We start from the raw sequence: 18963 nt of genomic DNA, 5'->3' as shown, positions 1-18963 counted from the left end.
CCCTCAGTGTGCGTGGCTCGTGCTGTCGAAGGGCGTGGTGACACCGTCGTAGACGAGCCGCAGCATCATGCCCTGCTCCTGGTGCGGCAGGTTGTGGCAGTGGTTCATCCAGACACCCGGATTGTCCGCCCGGAACGCCACGTCCCAGACCTCTCCCGGCCGTACGTCGAACGTGTCCATCCACAGCGGGCTGCCGGAGTAGCGCCGGCCGTCGCGGGACAGGATCAGCACCGGATGACCGTGCAGGTGCCACGGGTGGGTCTCCAGGCTCCGGTTGACCACCGTGAAGCGCACGACGTCACCCTCCCGGACGAGCTGGTCCGGGACGGAGGGGTGCGCGCGGCCGTCGACGGCCTGGGCATAGGCGGGCTTGCCGTCGACCATGGCCAGGGCGCGGTCGAGGACGATGGTGAAGTGCCGGTCGGCGTCGTCGCCGTCGAACGGCACGGGTGCCGGCTCGCCGTATTCCAGCAGGTCCAGTTCGGGCCAGTCGCCGGTGTCCGGCAGGGTGCGGTCGCCGCCGCCGGCACCGGCCGGGCGCAGCAGGACGCCCTGGTCGGGGTCGTGGTCGAGCAGCAGCGTGACAGTGGCGTCCGGCATGGTCAGGACCACGTCGTACCGGCCACCGGCGGGCAGGCGGAGGCCGACCTCGCGTACCTCGCCCGGCTGGTTGAGGTCGCGGCCGTCGACGGCCACCAGCCGGAACGCCGAGCCGGCGACGGCGAACCAGTGCGGGTTCGAGTCGGTGTTGATCAGACGCAGCCGCACGGGCTGTCCCGGGCGGACGTCGTGGACGGCGCGTCCCTCCTGGTCGCCGAGGATCACGACGTCGTCGAACGTGTGCACCGGCAGCGTCAGGTCCAGCCCGCGCTCCGCGTCCGGCCGGCCCTCGCGCGGCGTCACGACGAGCGTCCCGTACAGCCCCTTGCGCACGGCGGGGTGCGACGCCTGGTGGGTGTGGTACCAGTACGTCCCCACCTGGTCCGCCTGGAACCGGTAGACGAACTCTCCGCCGGGCCGCACCGCGTGCTGCGTGGCGCCCGGCGCGCCGTCCTCGCCGCACGGCACGTCGTACCCGTGCCAGTGCAGGGTGACGCCGTTCTCGATGTCGGCGTTGCGGAGCGTCACCTCGATCAGGTCGCCCTCGGTCGCGGTGATGGCCGGCCCGGGCAGCCGGCCCTCGTAGCTCCAGGCGTCGATCGGACGCCCGGCCGGCAGCGTGACGCTGCCCGTCCGGGCGGTGAGCACGTGGCGTCGCGCGGTGCCGCCCGCCGCCGGAGCGCCGGGGCCGCGCAGGTCCGCCACGGAAACCTTCGGGCCGGCGCCACCGGCGTGTCCGGGGCCGCCTCCGGTGACCATCGCCTCGGGCTCCCGGAAGAGCAGGCCGACGCCGGTGGCGCCGGCGCCCGCCGCGACGACGCCCCCGGCCACGCCGAGGAACCGGCGACGGGACAGCGCCGAGGCCCCGGCCGCCACCGGCGCTTGTTCGGGAGAGCCCGCGTCCGCCACCGCCGAGCGTTCGGCGGAGCCGGCGTCCGCCGCCGCCGAGCGTTCCGGGGCGCCCGCGTCCGCGCCCTGCCCGGCGGGTCGTCCGACCACCCGGGCGGTGAGCAGCGCGCCGGCGCAGACGACGGCGACGGCGATCAGCGAGGTGCTCAACGTCAACGGGTAGCCGGCGGTGAACGTCACCACCAGGCCGGCCAGCGCGGCGTAACCGGCGGTCAGCAGCGCGACGAGCCCGCCGGCCGGCAGGCCCGTGGCCGGCGACTGCCGGGCCGCGAGCAGCCGCGGGCCGGCGAGGAGCACCGCGACGATCCCGGCGGCGAAGAGCAGCGGCAGCCCCAGCAGAACCTTCTCCTGGACGAACCACCAGCCGCGCCCGGCCAGCAGCGCCACGGTGCCCAGCCGGGTGATCGTCACGAGCACCGCGGCGGCGAGCAGGCCCAGCGCGAGGCGGTTGCGGCCGAGCGCGGCGGTCACGCCTGCCGCGAACCACGTCGCGACACCGAGCAGTGCCACGACGTGGTCCACGAGGATCCATTGGAGCGTGCTCATGAGGCCGTTCGCGCCGAGTCGGCCGCCGGGCCGGTCACAGTGGTGTCCACGCCGGGCGTGGTCGTCGTGTCCGGCCCCGGCCGGACGCTGCGCAGGATGACGCGGGCGACGGCCACCATCACCAGCCCGTTGACCGCGTGCAGGCCGAACACGTACCGGCCGACGGCCGAGTCGCCGGCCGAGTCGCCGAACGCCTTGGCGATGACCGCGATCAGGGCCTGCAGGATCCCCAGCCCGGCGACCAGGCCGGACAGGCCGATGATCCGGCCGGGCATCCGCATCACCGCGGCGGCCACCGTCAGCACCACGGCGACGAGGATGCTCCCCAGACCGAGGATCCGGTGGGGGCGGAACGCCTCCTCGTTGGCCTCGTTGCTGAACGCGCCGCTGGCGGCCAGGAAGAACTGCACCACGAGCACGAGCAGCAGGAACGCTGCCAGTCCGGCGAACACTTTGCGCATGGGACTCCCCTTCGGGTCGGTTGGGTCACCGGGGTGTTCGGTCGGCGGCGCCGGTCAGGCGGCGCGCCGGGAGCGGGTGAATGCCAGACCGCCGACGGCGATCCCGATCAGCGCCAGCACGATGGACACGATGGCGCCGCCACGGCCGTTGCCGCTGCCGACACCGCCGTCGGAGCCGGCCAGGGCGACCACACCGGCAATCAGGCCGGCCGCCGCGAGCACCAGCGCGGCGATCGCGTTGCCACGACCGCCGCCGCGCCCCGCGGAGCGCAACGCCCACACGCCCAGGACGAGGCCGAGCAACGCGAGCGCGAGCGCCAGCACGGACCCGGCCCGGCCGGAACCACCGTCACCGTCGGCGGCCGTCACCTGCGCGGCCGCCGGCGCGACGAGTGCGAGCCCACCGAGGACGCCGGTTGCGGCGGCGGTGAGCAGACGACGGATGAACATGGGAGCCCCTTCGGCTGCGGGAACAGGCATCTGCGCCAGCGTAGGTAACGACGCCGCTACGGGTCGTCATGCCGATGGAGACAATCGATCTACTGCGGTGACGGTATTCCCGCGGTGCGGCGTCTGCGCGCGGAGCAGCCGTATACCGCAGTCGCAGCACTGCGAGCGACAGACCGGGCCGTGCCGCCCGGTCAGCGATTGCCGGGTGACACCAGGCCGGACTCGTAGGCGAACACCACCAGCTGTGCGCGGTCACGGGCCTGGAGCTTGGTCATGGCGCGGTTGACGTGGGTCTTCGCGGTCAGCGGGCTGATCACCATGCGATCGGCGATCTCGTCGTTGGACAGGCCCCGGGCGGCCAGCGCGACCGCCTCGCGTTCCCGGTTGGTCAGCTCCTCCATGCCGGGCGTGACGTCCGCGCAGAGCGGCTCCGACACGTACCTGTTGATCAGCATCCGGGTGATCGACGGCGCGAGCAGCGCGTCCCCGCGCGCGGCGACCCGCACGGCGTGCAGCAGGTCGTCCGGCTCGATGTCCTTGACCAGGAAGCCGGTGGCGCCGGCGCGCAGCGCGTGGAAGACGTACTCGTCGAGGCCGTAGTTGGTCAGGATGACCACGCGTACCCCGGCCAGCGCCGGGTCCGCGACGATCTGCCGGGTCGTCTCGACGCCGTCCATGACCGGCATCTGGATGTCGATCAGGGCGAGGTCGGGCAGGTGGTGCCGGGCCAGGGCCAGGCCCTCCCGGCCGTTCCCGCCCTCGGCCACCACCTCGATGTCGTCCTCGGCGTCCAGCAGCGCGCGGAACCCGCTGCGCAGCAGCGGCTGGTCGTCGAGCAGCATGATCCTGATCATGGGACGCGCACCACCGGGAGTTCTGCCTGGACGGTGAACCCGCCGCCGCTGCGGGGTTCCGCCCGGAGCCGGCCGCCCAGCGCGAGGACCCGCTCGTGCATCCCGAGCAGCCCGACGCCGGGCACCGGGGCGGCGCCCGGCCGGGCCGTGCCGTCGTCGTCGATCCGGATGCTCAGCGCGTCCGGGCGGTAGTCGATGCGGACCGCGGCGGCCGCGGCGGAGGCGTGCCGGGCCGTGTTGGTGAGCGACTCCTGGACGATCCGGTACGCGGTACGGCCCACCGCCTCCGGCACGTCCCGCTGGTCACCCTCGATCGTCAGCGTGGTGGCCAGGCCGATCTTCTCGGCCCCGGCCAGCAGTTCCGGGAGGTGGTCGAGCCCGTGCGACGGGGACTTGGTCAGGTCGCGCAGCGTCTCCAGGGTCGCGCGCAGCTCCCGGGTCGCCGCCCGCCCGGCCTCCTGGATCGCCAGCAGCGACTCCGGCACCTGCTCGCCGCGCTTACGGGCCAGGTGGACCGCGACCTCCGCCTGCACCTTGATGATCGAGATCTGGTGGGTGAGCGAGTCGTGCAGCTCCCGTGCGATGTGCAGCCGCTCCTGGGTCGCGCGCAGCCGGGCGGTCTCCTCGCGAGTGCGCTCCGCCTCGTCCGCCCGCCGCTCGGCCTGCCGCAACGCCTCACCGGCCGCCGCCGCGGCGACCAGCCAGGCCAGTTCGAGCACGCCCCGCGACTGCGCGAGCGCCTCCTTGAGGGCGCCGTCCGCCGGCGAGGCCATGATCGCCAGCGGCAGCACGACGAGCAGGGCCGCGCTCACCCCGAGCGTGACGAGCCGGTGCCCGGCCCGGACCGCCGCGTACACCGCGAACAGGTACGCGATGGCCGGCACCCCGAAGCCGACCGCGTTGTAGCCCACCACGCACAGCCCGGTGGCGACCAGCACGGCGACCGGAGCCCGGCGACTGGCGGCCAGCGCCAGGCCGCTCGCCACCACCAGCGCGTAGCCGAGCAGCCCGAGGCCGTCGGGGGCGGGATGGTCACCGGCCAGCGCGCTGATCAGCAGCACCGCCGCCACACCGACCGCGATGACCCAGTTCTTCACCCGGGCCCACACACTGGACAGTCCAGTCCTCATAATCGCACTTTAGCGGAGGGTGCCAGGGTTGAGCCCCGAGCGAACAGGCATTGATCCCGGTGCCGCCGGCCGGGCGGCACCGGCCGGCGTTCAAATGAAGTTCACCGCGCCCGGCTTCCATTTGTAGTGCGACTCGAGTTTGTAGTACTCGCCCTTCGAGGTCAGCGCCACGCCGTAGACGAACTTGCGGTCCCCGCCGCCGTACGGAACGCTTTTCACGAACTTCTCGATCTCCGGTTCCACGGGTACGGGAAGCGTGGTCAGATCCGTTGTCGCCGCGGCGTAGCAGATCCGTTCGATCTCCGGGGAGTCCCAGCCCAGCGTCACGTAGAGCCCGAACGCCCCGGCGCCGAGCCGCAGCATCTGCTCGCTCGGCTCGGCCATCCCGGTCCGCCGCAGCGTCGACCGGATCGTCTCCGGCTCGAAGCACTCGCGCGGCACGTCGTTGAAGTAGACGTTCACGGTCCGGGCCGGGTAGTCGAAGCCCAGCACGCCGACCCGGTCGTCGAGACCGTGCCGGGTGAAGAACCCGGCGTTCGCGGCGAGACTGCGGGGCATCGCCGGGATGCCGGCGAGCACCGAGGCCACCTGCAACTCGTCCGGGGCGAAGGCCGCGTAGATCTTCTTGAAGCCGCCGACCACCCCGAAGTCGATGCCGTGGCTCTCCACCGGGCAGCGCCGGTGCACCTCGGCGAGCAGGCCGCCGATGGGGTGGTCGGTCCGCGGGGTGAGGCCCCGGGCGATCGCCGAGGTGTACGGGTCCCGGTCGTCCGGATGCGTCCGGAACCGGCAGTCCAGCTCGCCCGCGTGACGCAGCGCGGTCGCCACCCGGAAGGCGACCACCGCCTCGGGATGCGCGAACGCGTCGCCGTACGCGGACAGGACGGGCCAGACCCGGTCGCGCGAACAGGGCACGTCCAGCTGCCGGGCCGATTCCTCGATGGTCGAGTAGAGCTCGGCCACCTCGGGAGTTCCGGACATCGATCCTCCAAGCATGTGTCGTTCGGTCGGGGGCGCCCGGCGTTGGCCGGTCGCTATCGCGGCTCGTAGACGCGCTTGTGGCCGGAGAGCCCGGCCAGCCGGTACGGGCCGGTGGTCACCGCCGGCACGGGATAGTCACCGCCGTCGACCGGGAAGGCGTGCTCGTGCAGCTCCCGGTACGTGTCGTAGTCGACCTCCTGCCGCCGGTCGATCGCCGCGCGGTGCTGGTCGGGTCGCGTGTGCTCGCGGTACCCGGGCACGACGGTGCCGGCGAAGAACTCGGCGACGCTGCCGGACCCGTAGCTGAGGAAGCCGATGGTCCGGCCGCTCAGGTCGTCGGCGGTGTCGAGCAGCGCCGCGAGCCCGAGGTACATCGACGCGGTGTAGCTGTTGCCGATCTCGGCGTTGTACCCGGTGGTGTGCCCGATGGCGCCGGCTACCAGCGCGTCGTCGACGTCGCGCCCGCAGTAGTTGAGCAGGTGCCGGTGCGCCTTGTCGGCCATCCTGGGGAACGGCTGGTGGTAGCAGAACGCGCCGAACTCGTCCAGCGCGCGGCCGCCGCGCTCGGTGTAGTCCTTCCACGAGCCCTCCACCGCCTGCAGGTAGGCGGAGATGGACTCGTGCCCGTCGACCAGGGCGGTGGTGCGGTAGTTCGGCCGCCAGAAGTCCATGACGTCGGCGGTGAACATGCCCGACGGGTCCTCGACGCGTACCAGAGCCGGGTCCGCGCCGACGAGCATGGCGACCGCCGCGGCGCCCTGGGTCGCCTCGCCGGGCTCGCCCAGCGCGTACTTCGACACGTCGCTGGCGATCACCAGGACCTGCTGCGACGGGTCGCGGTGCACCAGGCCGACGGCGAACTGCAGTCCCGCCGTACCGCCGTAGCAGGCCTGCTTCAGCTCGACCACCCGGGTGGCCGAGGGGAAGCCGAGCAGGGAGTGGACGTGTATCCCGGCCGCCTTCGCCTGGTCGACCGACGACTCGGTGGCGAACACGATGGTCCGGATCCGGTCGGTGCCGTGGCGGGCGACGACCGGCGCGGCGGCGGCAGCGGCCATGGTCACGATGTCCTCGTCCGGGGCGGGCACGCTCATCCCCCGCAGGCCGATGCCCCGGTGGTACTTGGCCACGTCGGTGCCGTTGGTAGCGGCCAGCGTGGCATGCGTCAGCACGTGGTGCGTCGTCGCGGCGGACAGGTCGTGGATGCCGACGGCGGGTCTCGCGGCCATCGTCAGGCTCCGATCTTCGTGGTCTCGGTCGGGCGTTCGAGCCGGACGTGCGCCCGCATGAGCTCGCCCGGGTTGGTCTGCGCGGCGAGCAGGGACAGTTCGCCGCAGAGCACCGTCGCGGCCGCGATGACCGCGAGCCGCCGGGCGTTCTCGCCCGGATCACGCGCGGCGCGGCAGCCGAGCCGTTCCAGGTTCTCCGCCACGAAGCCGAGACCCTTGCCGTTGCCGACGGTGCCCACGATCAGGTTGGGCAGCGTGCAGGAGAAGTAGAGGTCGCCGTCGCGGTCCTCGGCGACCGTCACGCCCTGGGAGCCCTCGACGATGTTCGCGGCGTCCTGCCCGGTCGCCAGGTAGAACCCGAGCAGCATGTTCGCGTAGTGCGCGTTGGCCGAGCGGACACCGCCGGCGAGCAATGTGCCGATCATGTTCTTGTGCACGTTCAACTGGGCGATCGCGGCCGCCGTCGTGTGCAGTCTGTCGTGGACGATCTCCCGTGGCACCACCAGTTCGGTGACCACGTTCTTGCCCCGGCCGAGAATGCCGTTTATCGCGGTGGCCTTCTTGTCGGTGCAGTAGTTGCCCGAGATCGAGCCGTACGAGATTCCCGGAATGGTGTCCAGGATGTGCTTCAGCAACGCGTCGGCGGCCAGCGTCGCCATGTTGTGCCCGGACGCGTCACCGGTGGTGAAACTGAACCGCAGGAACAGCAGATTCGCGGTGATCTCGTGGTGGAACCCGATCAGCTCGACGAACCTGCCGCAGGTGCGCACGATGTCGCGCAGCTCGTCGAACCGCGCGTCGACCTCCAGCGAGGCCAGGTAGGCGGTCTGCGCGTCCTTGGCGCGCACGAACACCGAGCGGGTCATGCGCTCGTCGACGAGCGTGGCGACGATGCCCGCCTCGACCAGCCGGGAGATCTTCGCGCCCCGGCCCACGGACGGCCACAGCGGCGACTCGTACGTGGCGAGCGGGACCTCCGTCTCGACCTGTGCCACGTTGCCCGAGATCCGCACGGGACCCACCCATTTCATGGGCACACCGGCGATGGCGTCGTTCATCGAATGCCTCCGATCATCTCGTGGGTGGCGCCGGAGCGGGTGGCGAGGCGGTGGGTGTCGATGCCCCGGGCCGCGCAGAACGCGCTCAGCCGTCCGTGGATCAGCAGGTCGCACCGGGTCAGGTCGGCCGGCGTGCGCGCGCCCAGGGCGGTCATCAGGGCTTCGATCTGGTCGAGCCAGGTGGAGATCAGCGACAGCAGCGCCGGCACGCCGCCGTCCAGGAGCGTCCGCAGGAACAGCCCGGACACCCCGGCGGCGCCGGCGCCGAGCGCCAGCCCACGGACCACGTCGAGCGGGTTACGGACCCCGCCGGAGGCCAGCACGGGCAGGTCGACGCCCTGGGCGTCGAGCAGGCAGGCGGGTGTCGACTGCCCCCACCCGTCGAGGAAGGAGTAGTCGGCGGCGTCGCGCCGGTCGTTCTCGATCCGGGCGAAGTTCGTGCCGCCCCGGCCGGCGACGTCGGCCACCCGGACACCCATGTCCCGCAGCCGCAGCAGCGTCTCGCGGCTGAGCCCGAAGCCGACCTCCTTGACGATCACCGGGACACCGACGCCGGCGACGATCTGTTCGATCCGCGGTCCCCAGGCGGCGAACGACCGGTCCCCCTCCGGCATCACCGTCTCCTGGATGGTGTTCAGGTGGATCTGCAGCGCGTCGGCCCGCATCAGGTCGACGGCCCGCCGGGCCCGCTCGACGGAGGCGGTGGCGTTGACGTTGGCCATGATGAACCCGTCCGGGTTCTCCCGGCGCATCACGCTGAACGTCTCGGCCACCGACTCGTCGGCGAAGTAGGCGCTCATCGACCCGGTCGCGACGGGTACGCCGGTCTCCCGGGCCGCGATCGCCAGGTCCCGGTTGATCAGGCCGGTCTTGGTGCTGCCGCCGGTCATCGCGTTGATGCACAGTGGCACCGGCCAGTCGATGCCGCCGAACGAGGTGGCCAGCGAGACGTCGGACCGGTCGATGCCGGCCAGTGCGTGGTGCACGAACGACACGTCGTCGAACTCGTGGTGACCGCCGAGCCGGTCCTGCTGCTCGGCGGCGAGCCGGACGTGGTCGTCCTTGCGGTTGGCGATCATCGCGCGCTCCCGTTCGTCTGGTGGACCTGGACCGGCATGGGGAGCACCCCGGCGGCGGCCCACTGCTCGCGCAGCCGCGCGGTCTGCGTCGCGGCGGCGGCGTCCAGCAACGCGATGCCGCAGTCGCCGCCGCCGGCGCCGGACGGTTTGGCCGCGCCGCCGACGGTCTCGGCGGCGTCGCACAGCGCCGTCAGGCGGGGGGTGAAGATGCCAAGCCGGACCTCGTCGTCCAGCTCGGCGAGCACGTGCCGGGCCCGCCGGACCTGGTGCAGAAGTTCCTGGTCGTCGCCCCGCTCCAGCGCGTCGATCGCGGTGCGTACGCACTCCTGGCTGCGGCTGGTGAAGCTCCACCGCGCGGCGCTGCCCCGCCACCGGGAGGCGGCCAGCCGCCCGGTCAGCGCGCTGCTGCTGGCCGGCTCACCGGTCCAGCCCACCTCCAGCGCGAGGCCACGCGGTGGTGGCAGCCGCCGGACCCGCAGGCCCGGCCAGGGCGCGCGCATCGTCTCCTCCACGCCGCGCCGCCGCGCCATGTCGCGTACGGCGGCGCGGTCGGGCGCCTGGTAGGCGATCCAGCCGCCCCAGACGCTCGCGGCCAGGTCACCGCCGGAGGCGTCGGCGCCGTCGCGCACCGTCGCCAGCATCGCCAGCCGGAACCGCGATTCGAGCGACAGCTCCACCCCGTGGTACGCGGCCACGGCGGTCACCGTGGCGACGCTCACCGCCCCGCTCGACCCGAGCCCGAACTTCGTCCCGGCCCGGTGCAGCCGGCTGGTGATCGCCACCCGCATCGGCAGCGGGCGCAGTCCGCGCCCGGCCAGGAGTTCGCCGACCACCTCGATCGCGGAGGTCACGGCGCCGAGGTCGGCGGGCGCCGGCTGCCCGTCGTCCGCGGTGGCGAGCCGGCCGTCCTGCCACCGCAGGCGCACCCGGTCCGGGCGGAGGTCGGAGTCGACCACGAGGTGGGCGTCGGCGCCGGAGACGGTGACGTCCACTCCCCTGTCGACCGCCACCAGCAGCGCCGGGTGACCCGGCTCCAGCACCGCGTACTCACCGGCGATGAACAGCTTGCCCGGCGCGTGGTGGCGCACGGCGCCCGGCCCGGTCACGGCCGGCTGCCCGGGTCCGGCGCGGCCGCCGGGCCCGGTCCGGCGACGACCACGGCGCAGCCCGGCGCGACGTCGCGCAGGGTGTCGGCCACCCGGTCGGCGTCGGCACGGCGGCAGAGCACCTTGACGTTCGGTCCCGCGTCCATGGTGGCGTAGGCGCCGACGCCGTCGGCGCGCAGGCGCAGCACGCTGTCGAGCACGGCCACCGTGACCGGCGCCAGGTAGCGCACCGCCGGCCGGGCCGCCAGCATGGTGGCGTGCATGCCGAGGGCGTTGCGTTCGGCGATCTCGCCGACGGCGTCCAGGTCGCCCCGCAGCAGCGCGGTCCGCATCTCGGCCAGGTCGGCCCGGCCGGAGGCCACCCACGACGGATAGAGCGGCGAGGTCCGGACGGTCCGCCGCATCCCCTCACGGCTCGACACCGCCTTCGGCCCGGCGTCGACGATGGCGACCACCAGCACGACGTCGAACGGCGCGACCGGCACCGGCTCGGCGTAGGAGCCGAGGTCCGCGGCGGCCCCGGCGCCGGGGCCCGCGTGGCAGATCGCGAAGCCGCCGAAGACCGACCGGGAGGCCGACACGGACCCCCGCCGGGCCAGCCGGGACAGCGCGGTGGCGTCCAGGTCGAGGCCGTACGCGGCGGCGCCGGCGAGCGCGAGGGCGGCGAATCCGCTCGCCGAGGACGCCAGGCCGGCGCCGGTCGGTACGGAGTTGCGGGTGTCGACGTGGGCCCGTTCGGTGCGCCCCGCCAGTTGCCGCAGCAGGTCCAGGAAGGCGACGACGCGCTGTCGCCGCTCGCCGCCGGCGGGTGAGCCGTCGAGGACCACCTCGTCGGCCGGCGCGCCGCTGTCGATCCGGACGGTGGTGGTGGTCGGGAAGATGTCGAGCGTCATCGACAGGCTGTCGGCGTACGGGATCATGAGCTGCTCGTCGCGCTTGCCCCAGTACTTGATCAGTGCGATGTTCGGATGGGCCACCGCGGTCGCCCGCCGGTCCAGCGCCGGCGTGGACTGCTGCGTCCGGTGGTCAGTCGTCATGGCCGGCGAACCTCCCCATCGGGACGACCCAGGTGCGGACGGCGCCCGCCTGCCGGACGCCGCGCACCACCGCCGCGGACTCCCGGCGGTCCCCGGCCAGCGCGATCATGCAGCCGCCCAGCCCACCGCCACTGATCTTGGCGCCCGGGCTGCCCGCGGCGAGCGCGGCGTCGACCATCCGGTCGATCCGGTCGGTGCTGACCCCCACGTCACGCAACAGCCGGTGGTTCTCGGTCAGCCGCGCGCCGAAGTCGGCGACCCGGCCCTGGAGCAGGTCGTGCGCCGCCGCCTCGGTCAGGCTGGTGACCCGGCTGACGAACTCGTCGCGCGTGCGCGGGGAGCGTTCGAAGGCCCCACGCAGCAACTCCACCGCGTCCCTGGTGCTGCCGCTGACGCCGCTGTCCGCGATGACGAGCACCGCGTCGAACCCGGCCGGGTCGGACAGCCGCGCGGAGCCCGCCATGGCGACCGGCAGTTCCCGGCCGACGCCGTCGCGGAAGATCAGCGGCGCGGTCGCGCCGGTGGCCAGCGCGTCGATGCCGCTGGCCCGGCCGTGCGCCACGTTCTCCGAGGCCTGCACCAGATCGAACACCGTGCCGGCGTCGAGACGGCGGTCGAACGCGTCCGCGAGGGCCAGCACCGCGGCGCGGACGCAGGCGGCGCTCGACCCGAGCCCCCGGCCCTGCGGGATCGCGCAGTCCACGAGCACGTCGACGCGCATCGGCTCGGTGACGGCGGCCCGCTGCCGGAACTCCGTCACCAGGTGCTGCAGACCGTCCGTCGGCAGCGACGTCACCTCCGGGCTCTCCAGCCCGGCGATGGCGAACGAGATCTCGTCCGGGCCGTCGCCGCCGACCCGGCGCGCCTTCGCCACGGCGGTCAGTTGCGGCACCGGGACGGCGAGCGCCGGCGCGCCGTACACGACGGCGTGCTCGCCCAGCAGGATGGCCTTGCCGTGGGCGCGGCCGGCGCCGAGGCGGACCGCTCCGTCACCCCTGTCGTCGAGGACGCGGCGGGCGACGACGGTCACCGGTTCCGTGGACATCACTGGGCCCGCTGGGTGGCCTTGATCGCCATGTCGGCGAGCTGATGTTTCGCGGGGGCGGTGGCGCTGCTCGCCTCCAGCGCGGCCAGCGCCCGGTCGGTGCGCAGCGAGATCTGCCGCTCGATCTCCTCGACCGCGCCGACATCGCAGAAGATGCCACGGATGCGGGCGATCTCCTCGTCCGCGAGGTCCGTGCCGACCTTGGCCCGCAGGTAGGCCGCCGCGTCCAGGTCCCGTTCGTCGGCGCGCTTGAGCGCCGTGGCGAGCAGGACCGTCCGCTTGCCCTCCCGCAGGTCGTCGCCGGACGGCTTGCCCGTCACCACCGGGTCGCCGAACACGCCGAGCAGGTCGTCACGGAGCTGGAACGCGATGCCGATGTCGGCGCCGAAGGCGCGGTAGGCGGCGAAGAGGTCGTCGTCCGCGCCGGCGATCGCGGCGCCGAACTGCAGTGGGCGCTCCACCGTGTACGACGCGGTCTTGTACTGGTTGATGCGCAGCGCCGCGTCGACGTCCTCGCTCCGGCTGACCTGGCTGATCAGGTCGAGCAGCTGGCCGTACATGACCTCGGAGCGCACCGCCGACCACACCGGCGAGACCCGCACGTGCGCGTCGGCCGGCAGGCCGGAGGCGCGGACCAGGACGTCGGCCCAGATCAGGACCAGGTCGCCGATCAGGATGGCGGTGCCGGTGCCGAACGTGCCCGGGTCACCGGAGAAGCGCCGCGCCCGGTGCCGTTCGGCGTACGCGACATGCGCGGCGGGATGGCCGCGGCGGGTCTGGGACGCGTCGATGATGTCGTCGTGGATCAGGCCGGACGCGTGCAGCAGCTCGAACCCGGCGCAGGCGTTCAGCACCGCGCCGGCCACCGGGTCCTCCGGGTCGCCGCCGGCGCCGATCCAGCCCAGCCAGGCGAAGGCGGGCCGGATGCGCTTGCCGCCCCGCAGCACGTAGCTCTCCAGCTCGGCGACCAGGGCCGCGAAGTCGTCGCCCAGCTCGCGGGCCTCGGCGCGGCGCTCGGCGAAGAAGTCCCGCAGCGCGGCGTCGACGGGCGCCGAGTCGGTGACCGTCCCGAGATGTCCGACGGTCATGCCCGGGTCTCCCGATCGAGGCGGCATTCACCATTACACTCACGCATCTCGGACTCCCCTGGATTCGCTGGACCAGTCACGTCGAGCCGCGATCAGTCGATTCCGTTCCGGACGGTCGCGCCGGCGCGGAAACGACGCCGATCTCCCCATCGGCGCCGCCATTTCGTCCGCGCCGGCATGCCGATTCCGGCATGGCCTGACAGTAATCGCGCTCCGTCACCGTGCCCACTACTCACGCGAGTAGTGGGCGCTGCCAGCGACGTCGCCGACGAACGGCCGCAGATCCCGTATAACTGAGTAGCCCGCACCGATCCGGCGTTCAACTGTCCAGAACGGACGGTCGAACGCCCGAGGACCTCGACTCGCGGCGCGCGTCGGACGATTCAGCAGAGGAAAAACGGGATGGTCATCATGAATCGCATGGCGGGGCGCAAGCGGGAATTGTCCTCATTGGGGGAACTGCTCGACGCCACCGTGCGGGGTTCCGGCGGCTGCGTCGTGGTCGACGGGCCGTTCGGCATCGGCAAGACCCACCTGCTGAAGGTCACCGGCCTGGAGGCGGCAGCCCGCGGGCTGACAGTGGTGGCCGGGCGGGCAAGCGTCACGGACCAGCCGGTGCCCGTTCACCTGCTGGTCAATTTCCTGCGCCACGCGATGCCCGGCGACGCGGCGGTCGAGCAGCTCGCCGTCCCGGGCGCCAACCCGTTCTGGCTGATCGACCGGGTCGGCGATCTGGTCGAGGTCGCGGCGCGCCGGCGTCCGCTCGTGGTCGCCCTGGACGACGCCCAGCGCATCGACGACGTCAGCGCCCTCGCCCTGCGCGGACTCGTGCCGCGGCTGGCGTCCTCGCCGGTGCTCTGGCTGCTGGCCCGACGGCCGGTCGCCGCCGGGTCGATCGCCCAGCACGCCGTCGACTGGCTGGCCGAGCACGTCGCGGTACGGGTACGGCTGCGCGAGCCGGGCGAGGAGGCGGTGGCCGACCTGTGCGCCGGCCTCCTCGGCGCCCGGCCGGACGCCTCCGTCCTGCGCTGGGCGGCCCGCTGCGGCGGCAACCCGAAGGTGATGGAGAACGTGTTCAGCGCGTTCATCAAGGCCGGCCAGATGATCATCGTGGACGGCGCCGCGTCGGTGGTGTCCGACGGGCTGCCCGACGGTGTCCTCACCGCCGTCCACGGGCTGCTGGAGGAGATGCCGCCCCCGCTGCGGCGCCTGCTCGCGGCCGCCGGCCGGCTCGGCCACACGTTCCCCGCCGACCGGGTGACGGGCCTGCTCGACGGGCCGGCCGCCGACGTGTCCGCCGCGATCGACGAGGCGGTACGGGTCGGGCTGCTGCGGCGCGACGGCGCGGAGCTGACCTTCGCCCACCAGGTCGTCGGCGAGGCGCTTCGGCACGCCGCGTACCCGCGACCGGAGCGCGCCGAGCCCGCCACCGCGCCGGCGGCGGGCGACGTGGCGGACGGCCCGGCCCCGCGCGGGCGGCTCGGTCCGCCCCACTCCCCCGCCGGCGTACGTGTCGCCCGCTCCGCGCCGGAGGCGGCGATGCCCGTCGCGGCGGCCGGGCCGGCGCCGCGCTCCGGCCGGTGCGGGTGCGACGAGGTGGTGGCGGAGGCCGTGTCACACCTGGAGAACAGGTCCGCCGAGGCGCCGCGGGCGCTGGCCCGTGCGCTGCGCCTGCTGGCCGGGGCGGGACGGCCCACCGAGGCCGGCCGCCTCGCGGAGGTGATCCTGCGCCGCGACCTCCCGGCGGACGTCGAGACGCAACTCGTGCTCGAACTGGGCCACGGCATGCGGGCCGCCGGCAGCCACCGCCTGGCGGCCGGCTTCCTGCGGCGCACGCGCGCCCGCCACGACGTGTGCGAGCTGGACCGGGCCAAGCTGGACCGGGCGCTCGCGGACGTCACGAAGTGCCTGGGCGGCGCGTCGCCCGCCGGGCCGGAGCCCGGGGCCCCGTCGCCGGGCTGTGCGCCCGGCGGGCGGCCGCTGTGGACCTGGCTGGTCCGGGCACTGGCCGCGGCCGATCAGCGCGACGAGGCGCAGGCGGTGCTGGACACCGTACGGCCGACGACGCGGGAGTCCTGCCCCACCGGCGGCTCGGAGACGCTCCGGCGCGGCCACCGGGCCGAGCTGCTGGCGGCGGCGGGACGGCTGGAGGAGGCGCGCGCCGAGGCGGAGGCGGCGCTGCGAGCCGCCGATCGCGCCCGGCCGGCCGACTGCGTACCGGCGCGCCTGGTCCTGGCCCACCTGAGCGTGCACCGCGGTGACCTCGCCACGGCCAGCGACCAGTTACGGGCGGCCGAGCGGCTGGCCGGCGCCGACGACACGGCGCGGATGGACTGGGCGCTGGCCCGGTTCCACGCGGCCAGCGGCCGTCCGGCGATGATGGTGCAGAAGTTGATCAACGTCGCCGGGCAGGTCGTACCCGATCCGCTGCTGTTCACCGAGGCGCCGGCCGCGGCGGCGGCGCTCGTCCGCCACGCCCGCCGGGCCGGGCTCGACGCGGAGGCCGAGCGGGCCGTGGAGGTCGCCCGGCGCGTCGCCCGCGGCAATCCGTTCGTCCAGTCGCTGGCGGCGGCGGCCGAGCACGCCGCGGGTCTGCTGCGCGACGATCCGGCGGCACTGCTGCGGGCCGCGGATCTGCACCGGCTCGCCGGCCGTACGCTGGCCGCGGCCGGCGCGGTGGAGGACGCGGCCCGCGGCACCCGGGACCGGGCCGAGGCCACCCGGCTCCTCGAAGCCGCGGCGGACGCCTACCGCGAGTGCGGCGCGCGACGCGACCTGGACCGCGTGGAGGCCGAGCTGCGTGGTGTGCCCGCGCACAACGTCCGCCCGCTGGTCCCGGACCGGCCCCGGTCCGGGTGGGAGAGCCTGACCAGCGCGGAGCTGCGGGTCGTGCGGGCCATCGTGGACGGGATGACCAACCGTGAGGCGGCGAGCTCGCTGTTCCTGTCCCCGCACACCGTCGACAGCCACCTGCGGCGCGTCTTCTCCAAGCTCGACATCAACAGCCGGGTCGAACTGACCCGCTGCTTCATCGCGCACGAGGCGGTCCGGCCGGCGCTGGCCACCCCACGCCAGCCGGCGTCTGCCGGCTGAGCGGGCCGTCCGGCGGACGGGCGCGGTTCAGCCGGCGGACGCCGGAGACGCGGTTCAGCTGGCCTTGCCGGTCACGGAGCCCGTGTCCCAGTCCGGCTCGCCGGTCATCGAATAGATCGCCGCACGGCTGGAGTAGGTGGCCGCGGCGTGCGCCAGCTCGGCCCGGGTGTTGAAGCCCAGCTTCCGGTAGACCTTCCGCAGGTGGTAGTTGACGGTGTGCGCGGACAGGTGGACCTGCTTGGCGATCTGCCGGTTCGTCAGGCCCACGCTCACCAGGTAGGCGATCCGCTGCTCCATGTCGGACAGGGTCGACCAGCAGCTCGCCGGTGGGACGCCGGTTTCCTCGGCGCGGGCCGGCGTCACCGGCCGTCCCCCCGCCTGGGCCTGCGCGGCGTAGAGCTTGGCGAGCTCCTCGGTGGCCAGCGCCACCGAGATCGGGTCCCGTGACTGCACGATGATGAGCGCCAGAGCCGCCGGGGCGCTGTTCGCCAGCGCGTGGGCGTGCATGGCGGTGAGGCTGACGACCTGGATCCCGGGATTGTCGGCGGCCAGCCCGTCCACCGTGGCGAGGACGCGGCGTTCGAGGTCACGGTCGTCCACGTCGCGGGCGAGCAGGACCAGGAAGGCGGCGGCGCTCGGCACCTCGACGTAAAGGCGGCGTCGCGTCGGCAGGCGGCGGTGCTTGCCCGCCAGCAGCCGGGCGGCGGCCCGCGGGCCCTCCTGCTTGACCGTGATCAGCACTTCCGCCCACGAGTACTGCACCGAGTCGAGGACCACGTGGCGGTCCGCGTCCTCCTGCCCCCGCCTGAGGTACTCGATCGCGGCGGGCACGTCGCCCATGTAGAAGGAGGCGGTGCTGAGCACCGCGTAGGCGAGGGGCCGCAGCATGGGCACCGCGTCCCCGGCCACGGCGGCGGTGGCCAGCGCCGCCTCCCGGCGCGCGTCCCCGATCCGCCCGGCCTGCAGCAGCAGCCGGGACCGCATCACCGCCGGCGCGGCCGTCCAGATCGGCGCGGGCAGTCCGCGCAGGCCGGCCTCCGCCTCGTTGATCAGCGCCTCGGCCTCGTCGAACTCACGCAGGTTCGCGAGTTTGCCGGCGAGCGCGAGCTGGGCGTGCAGACGCCACACCGGTTCGGCCTCCGCGCCGGCCCGCACCGCCGCCCGTCCCAGCTCCAGGCCCTCCGCCAGCTTTCCCGCCGACCACAGCCCGGTGGACCGGGCGGTCAGCGCCATCGCCAGCGCGGCGTCACCGGACTCGGCGTCGCGTTCCCGCAGGATCGCCTCGGTCAGCGGATCGGTGCCCTCGCCGCCGAGCAGGAGATCGGCCAGCACCAGACACGCCTGCGCGTCACGCCGGGCGGCGGGCGACGCGGCCGGGCCGGCGAGAACCGCCTCGGCGACACGGACGCCGGCCTCGGCGTTCCCGCTCATGATCAGGCGGTGCGCGCGGGAACAGGATCCGGTGGCGTCCTCTCCGGTCGCGCTCACCGGCGCGGCAGTCGCGGCGTCCATCCGGCGATTCCGGTCGGCCACCGGGCTGCGTCGCCCGGAAAGGCTCATCGCCTCACGTCGTAAGGCGTCGCGGGCGGGCCCGGGAATGGCCTCGATGATGCCGCGCAGCAGGAAATCGCTCTGAAAGGCGAGCTGATGCTCGGCGGCCACGACGAAGCCCGAGGCGATCGCCTCGTCCACCGGCGGGAGCAGGGCCGCCGACGATCTGCCCAGCATTCTCGAGACGTCCTCCAGCATGAAGGATCTGCCCAATGCGGCGGCAACCTTCAGAAACTGCTGACAGCCGGCGCTCACGTCATTCAATCGCCGCATGACAAAACTCAGCACACGCCGGGGAATTCGACGGGAAACCAATTCCGCCCGACCATTTCTCTCCCGGATCAATCCCTCTTCGGCGAGCCCGCGCGCCAGTTCGGCGACCAGGTGCGGATTTCCGCCGGCACCGCCCGCGAAGTCAATCAGCTCGCGGTGCACGTCGACCCCGAGGATCTCGCGCAGGACCTGCTCGTCGCTCCCTCCGCCCCCCGGCTGGGACACCGGCCCCCCGGCGGCGCACACCGGATTTCGTGCTGCGGCTGTCGCCTCGTTCTCCCGCGGCCGTCCCGTTGTCATAATCCCCCCGGAATATGCGCACACAGCTCAAGAAAAGCCTGGACTCGGTCGATGACGCTACCCCACAGCAACCACATTTGCCATCGATCACCGTCGTCGCTCATCATAACTATCCGGCAGGCCCCGGCGCAGCCGTCATATATCAGGCAGCATCCCGCTGATATCGGACTTAC

Annotated in this window: 15 protein-coding genes; 1 reads left to right on the top strand and 14 read right to left on the bottom strand. The window is 73.6% G+C overall.

Going from position 1 to position 18963, the window contains the following annotated elements:
- Positions 1–3 precede the first annotated feature (3 nt).
- The 13 genes from KBX43_RS00900 to KBX43_RS00840 form a co-directional block, all read right to left on the bottom strand.
- Positions 4–2055 carry a multicopper oxidase domain-containing protein gene (locus tag KBX43_RS00900; protein ID WP_210882353.1) on the bottom strand — a complete coding sequence of 684 codons (2052 nt, stop codon included), beginning with the start codon at positions 2053–2055 and terminating at the stop codon, positions 4–6.
- Positions 2052–2516, bottom strand: a complete 465-nt coding sequence (locus KBX43_RS00895) for a DUF6220 domain-containing protein (protein WP_043323072.1) — start codon at positions 2514–2516, stop codon at positions 2052–2054. The genes KBX43_RS00900 and KBX43_RS00895 overlap by 4 nt, the downstream gene beginning before the upstream one ends.
- Before the next feature lie 54 nt (positions 2517–2570).
- Entirely contained in the window at positions 2571–2966 is a 396-nt protein-coding gene (locus tag KBX43_RS00890; RefSeq protein ID WP_113973013.1) for a DUF6223 family protein, read from the bottom strand.
- Between the two features lie 191 nt (positions 2967–3157).
- The gene (locus KBX43_RS00885; RefSeq protein ID WP_030499014.1) at positions 3158–3820 is read right to left on the bottom strand and encodes a response regulator transcription factor; all 663 of its coding nucleotides are present in this window, start codon (positions 3818–3820) and stop codon (positions 3158–3160) included.
- Entirely contained in the window at positions 3817–4950 is a 1134-nt protein-coding gene (locus tag KBX43_RS00880) for a sensor histidine kinase (protein ID WP_064445540.1), read from the bottom strand. Before KBX43_RS00880 ends, KBX43_RS00885 begins: the two co-directional genes overlap by 4 nt.
- 90 nt (positions 4951–5040) lie before the next feature.
- Positions 5041–5931 (bottom strand): aromatic prenyltransferase, encoded by an 891-nt coding sequence (locus tag KBX43_RS00875; RefSeq protein WP_210882346.1) that lies wholly within the window; start codon positions 5929–5931, stop codon positions 5041–5043.
- 53 nt (positions 5932–5984) lie between these two features.
- The gene (locus KBX43_RS00870; RefSeq protein ID WP_043323057.1) at positions 5985–7160 is read right to left on the bottom strand and encodes a hydroxymethylglutaryl-CoA synthase; all 1176 of its coding nucleotides are present in this window, start codon (positions 7158–7160) and stop codon (positions 5985–5987) included.
- 2 nt (positions 7161–7162) lie between these two features.
- On the bottom strand, positions 7163–8218 hold the full coding sequence (locus KBX43_RS00865; protein ID WP_113973015.1) for a hydroxymethylglutaryl-CoA reductase: 1056 nt from the start codon (positions 8216–8218) through the stop codon (positions 7163–7165).
- Complete coding sequence (fni, locus tag KBX43_RS00860; RefSeq protein ID WP_210882344.1) at positions 8215–9297, bottom strand: type 2 isopentenyl-diphosphate Delta-isomerase; 1083 nt, start codon at positions 9295–9297, stop codon at positions 8215–8217. The genes KBX43_RS00865 and fni overlap by 4 nt, the downstream gene beginning before the upstream one ends.
- Positions 9294–10403, bottom strand: a complete 1110-nt coding sequence (locus KBX43_RS00855; RefSeq protein WP_210882330.1) for a phosphomevalonate kinase — start codon at positions 10401–10403, stop codon at positions 9294–9296. The genes fni and KBX43_RS00855 overlap by 4 nt, the downstream gene beginning before the upstream one ends.
- Positions 10400–11440 carry a diphosphomevalonate decarboxylase gene (gene mvaD, locus KBX43_RS00850; protein WP_240925625.1) on the bottom strand — a complete coding sequence of 347 codons (1041 nt, stop codon included), beginning with the start codon at positions 11438–11440 and terminating at the stop codon, positions 10400–10402. Before mvaD ends, KBX43_RS00855 begins: the two co-directional genes overlap by 4 nt.
- Positions 11430–12485 (bottom strand): mevalonate kinase, encoded by a 1056-nt coding sequence (mvk, locus tag KBX43_RS00845; RefSeq protein ID WP_210882328.1) that lies wholly within the window; start codon positions 12483–12485, stop codon positions 11430–11432. The genes mvaD and mvk overlap by 11 nt, the downstream gene beginning before the upstream one ends.
- On the bottom strand, positions 12485–13573 hold the full coding sequence (locus tag KBX43_RS00840; protein WP_247677022.1) for a polyprenyl synthetase family protein: 1089 nt from the start codon (positions 13571–13573) through the stop codon (positions 12485–12487). The genes mvk and KBX43_RS00840 overlap by 1 nt, the downstream gene beginning before the upstream one ends.
- Positions 13574–13993: 420 nt before the next feature.
- On the opposite strand from KBX43_RS00840, the gene KBX43_RS00835 reads away from it, so the two are divergent.
- Positions 13994–16666, top strand: coding sequence for a LuxR family transcriptional regulator (locus KBX43_RS00835; RefSeq protein WP_210882324.1), 2673 nt, complete (start codon positions 13994–13996; stop codon positions 16664–16666).
- A 54-nt stretch (positions 16667–16720) separates the two neighbouring features.
- Here KBX43_RS00835 and KBX43_RS00830 read toward each other — a convergent pair whose 3' ends face one another.
- Positions 16721–18415 carry a LuxR C-terminal-related transcriptional regulator gene (locus KBX43_RS00830; protein WP_210882322.1) on the bottom strand — a complete coding sequence of 565 codons (1695 nt, stop codon included), beginning with the start codon at positions 18413–18415 and terminating at the stop codon, positions 16721–16723.
- Between the last annotated feature and the right edge of the window lie 548 nt (positions 18416–18963).

It is taken from the genome of Micromonospora sp. C41, assembly GCF_018070485.1.
GTDB lineage: Bacteria > Actinomycetota > Actinomycetes > Mycobacteriales > Micromonosporaceae > Micromonospora > Micromonospora chalcea.
The sequence above is the reverse complement of the archived record's forward strand: the minus strand, read 5'-3'. Positions and strand labels throughout refer to the sequence as shown.

Coding starts and splice junctions, on each gene's coding strand:
- KBX43_RS00900 (WP_210882353.1), bottom strand. CDS start 2,055: ATGAGCACGCTCCAATGGATCCTCGTGGACCACGTCGTGGCACTGCTC.
- KBX43_RS00895 (WP_043323072.1), bottom strand. CDS start 2,516: ATGCGCAAAGTGTTCGCCGGACTGGCAGCGTTCCTGCTGCTCGTGCTC.
- KBX43_RS00890 (WP_113973013.1), bottom strand. CDS start 2,966: ATGTTCATCCGTCGTCTGCTCACCGCCGCCGCAACCGGCGTCCTCGGT.
- KBX43_RS00885 (WP_030499014.1), bottom strand. CDS start 3,820: ATGATCAGGATCATGCTGCTCGACGACCAGCCGCTGCTGCGCAGCGGG.
- KBX43_RS00880 (WP_064445540.1), bottom strand. CDS start 4,950: ATGAGGACTGGACTGTCCAGTGTGTGGGCCCGGGTGAAGAACTGGGTC.
- KBX43_RS00875 (WP_210882346.1), bottom strand. CDS start 5,931: ATGTCCGGAACTCCCGAGGTGGCCGAGCTCTACTCGACCATCGAGGAA.
- KBX43_RS00870 (WP_043323057.1), bottom strand. CDS start 7,160: ATGGCCGCGAGACCCGCCGTCGGCATCCACGACCTGTCCGCCGCGACG.
- KBX43_RS00865 (WP_113973015.1), bottom strand. CDS start 8,218: ATGAACGACGCCATCGCCGGTGTGCCCATGAAATGGGTGGGTCCCGTG.
- fni (WP_210882344.1), bottom strand. CDS start 9,297: ATGATCGCCAACCGCAAGGACGACCACGTCCGGCTCGCCGCCGAGCAG.
- mvaD (WP_240925625.1), bottom strand. CDS start 11,440: ATGACGACTGACCACCGGACGCAGCAGTCCACGCCGGCGCTGGACCGG.
- mvk (WP_210882328.1), bottom strand. CDS start 12,485: ATGTCCACGGAACCGGTGACCGTCGTCGCCCGCCGCGTCCTCGACGAC.
- KBX43_RS00840 (WP_247677022.1), bottom strand. CDS start 13,573: ATGACCGTCGGACATCTCGGGACGGTCACCGACTCGGCGCCCGTCGAC.
- KBX43_RS00835 (WP_210882324.1), top strand. CDS start 13,994: ATGGCGGGGCGCAAGCGGGAATTGTCCTCATTGGGGGAACTGCTCGAC.
- KBX43_RS00830 (WP_210882322.1), bottom strand. CDS start 18,415: ATGCTGGAGGACGTCTCGAGAATGCTGGGCAGATCGTCGGCGGCCCTG.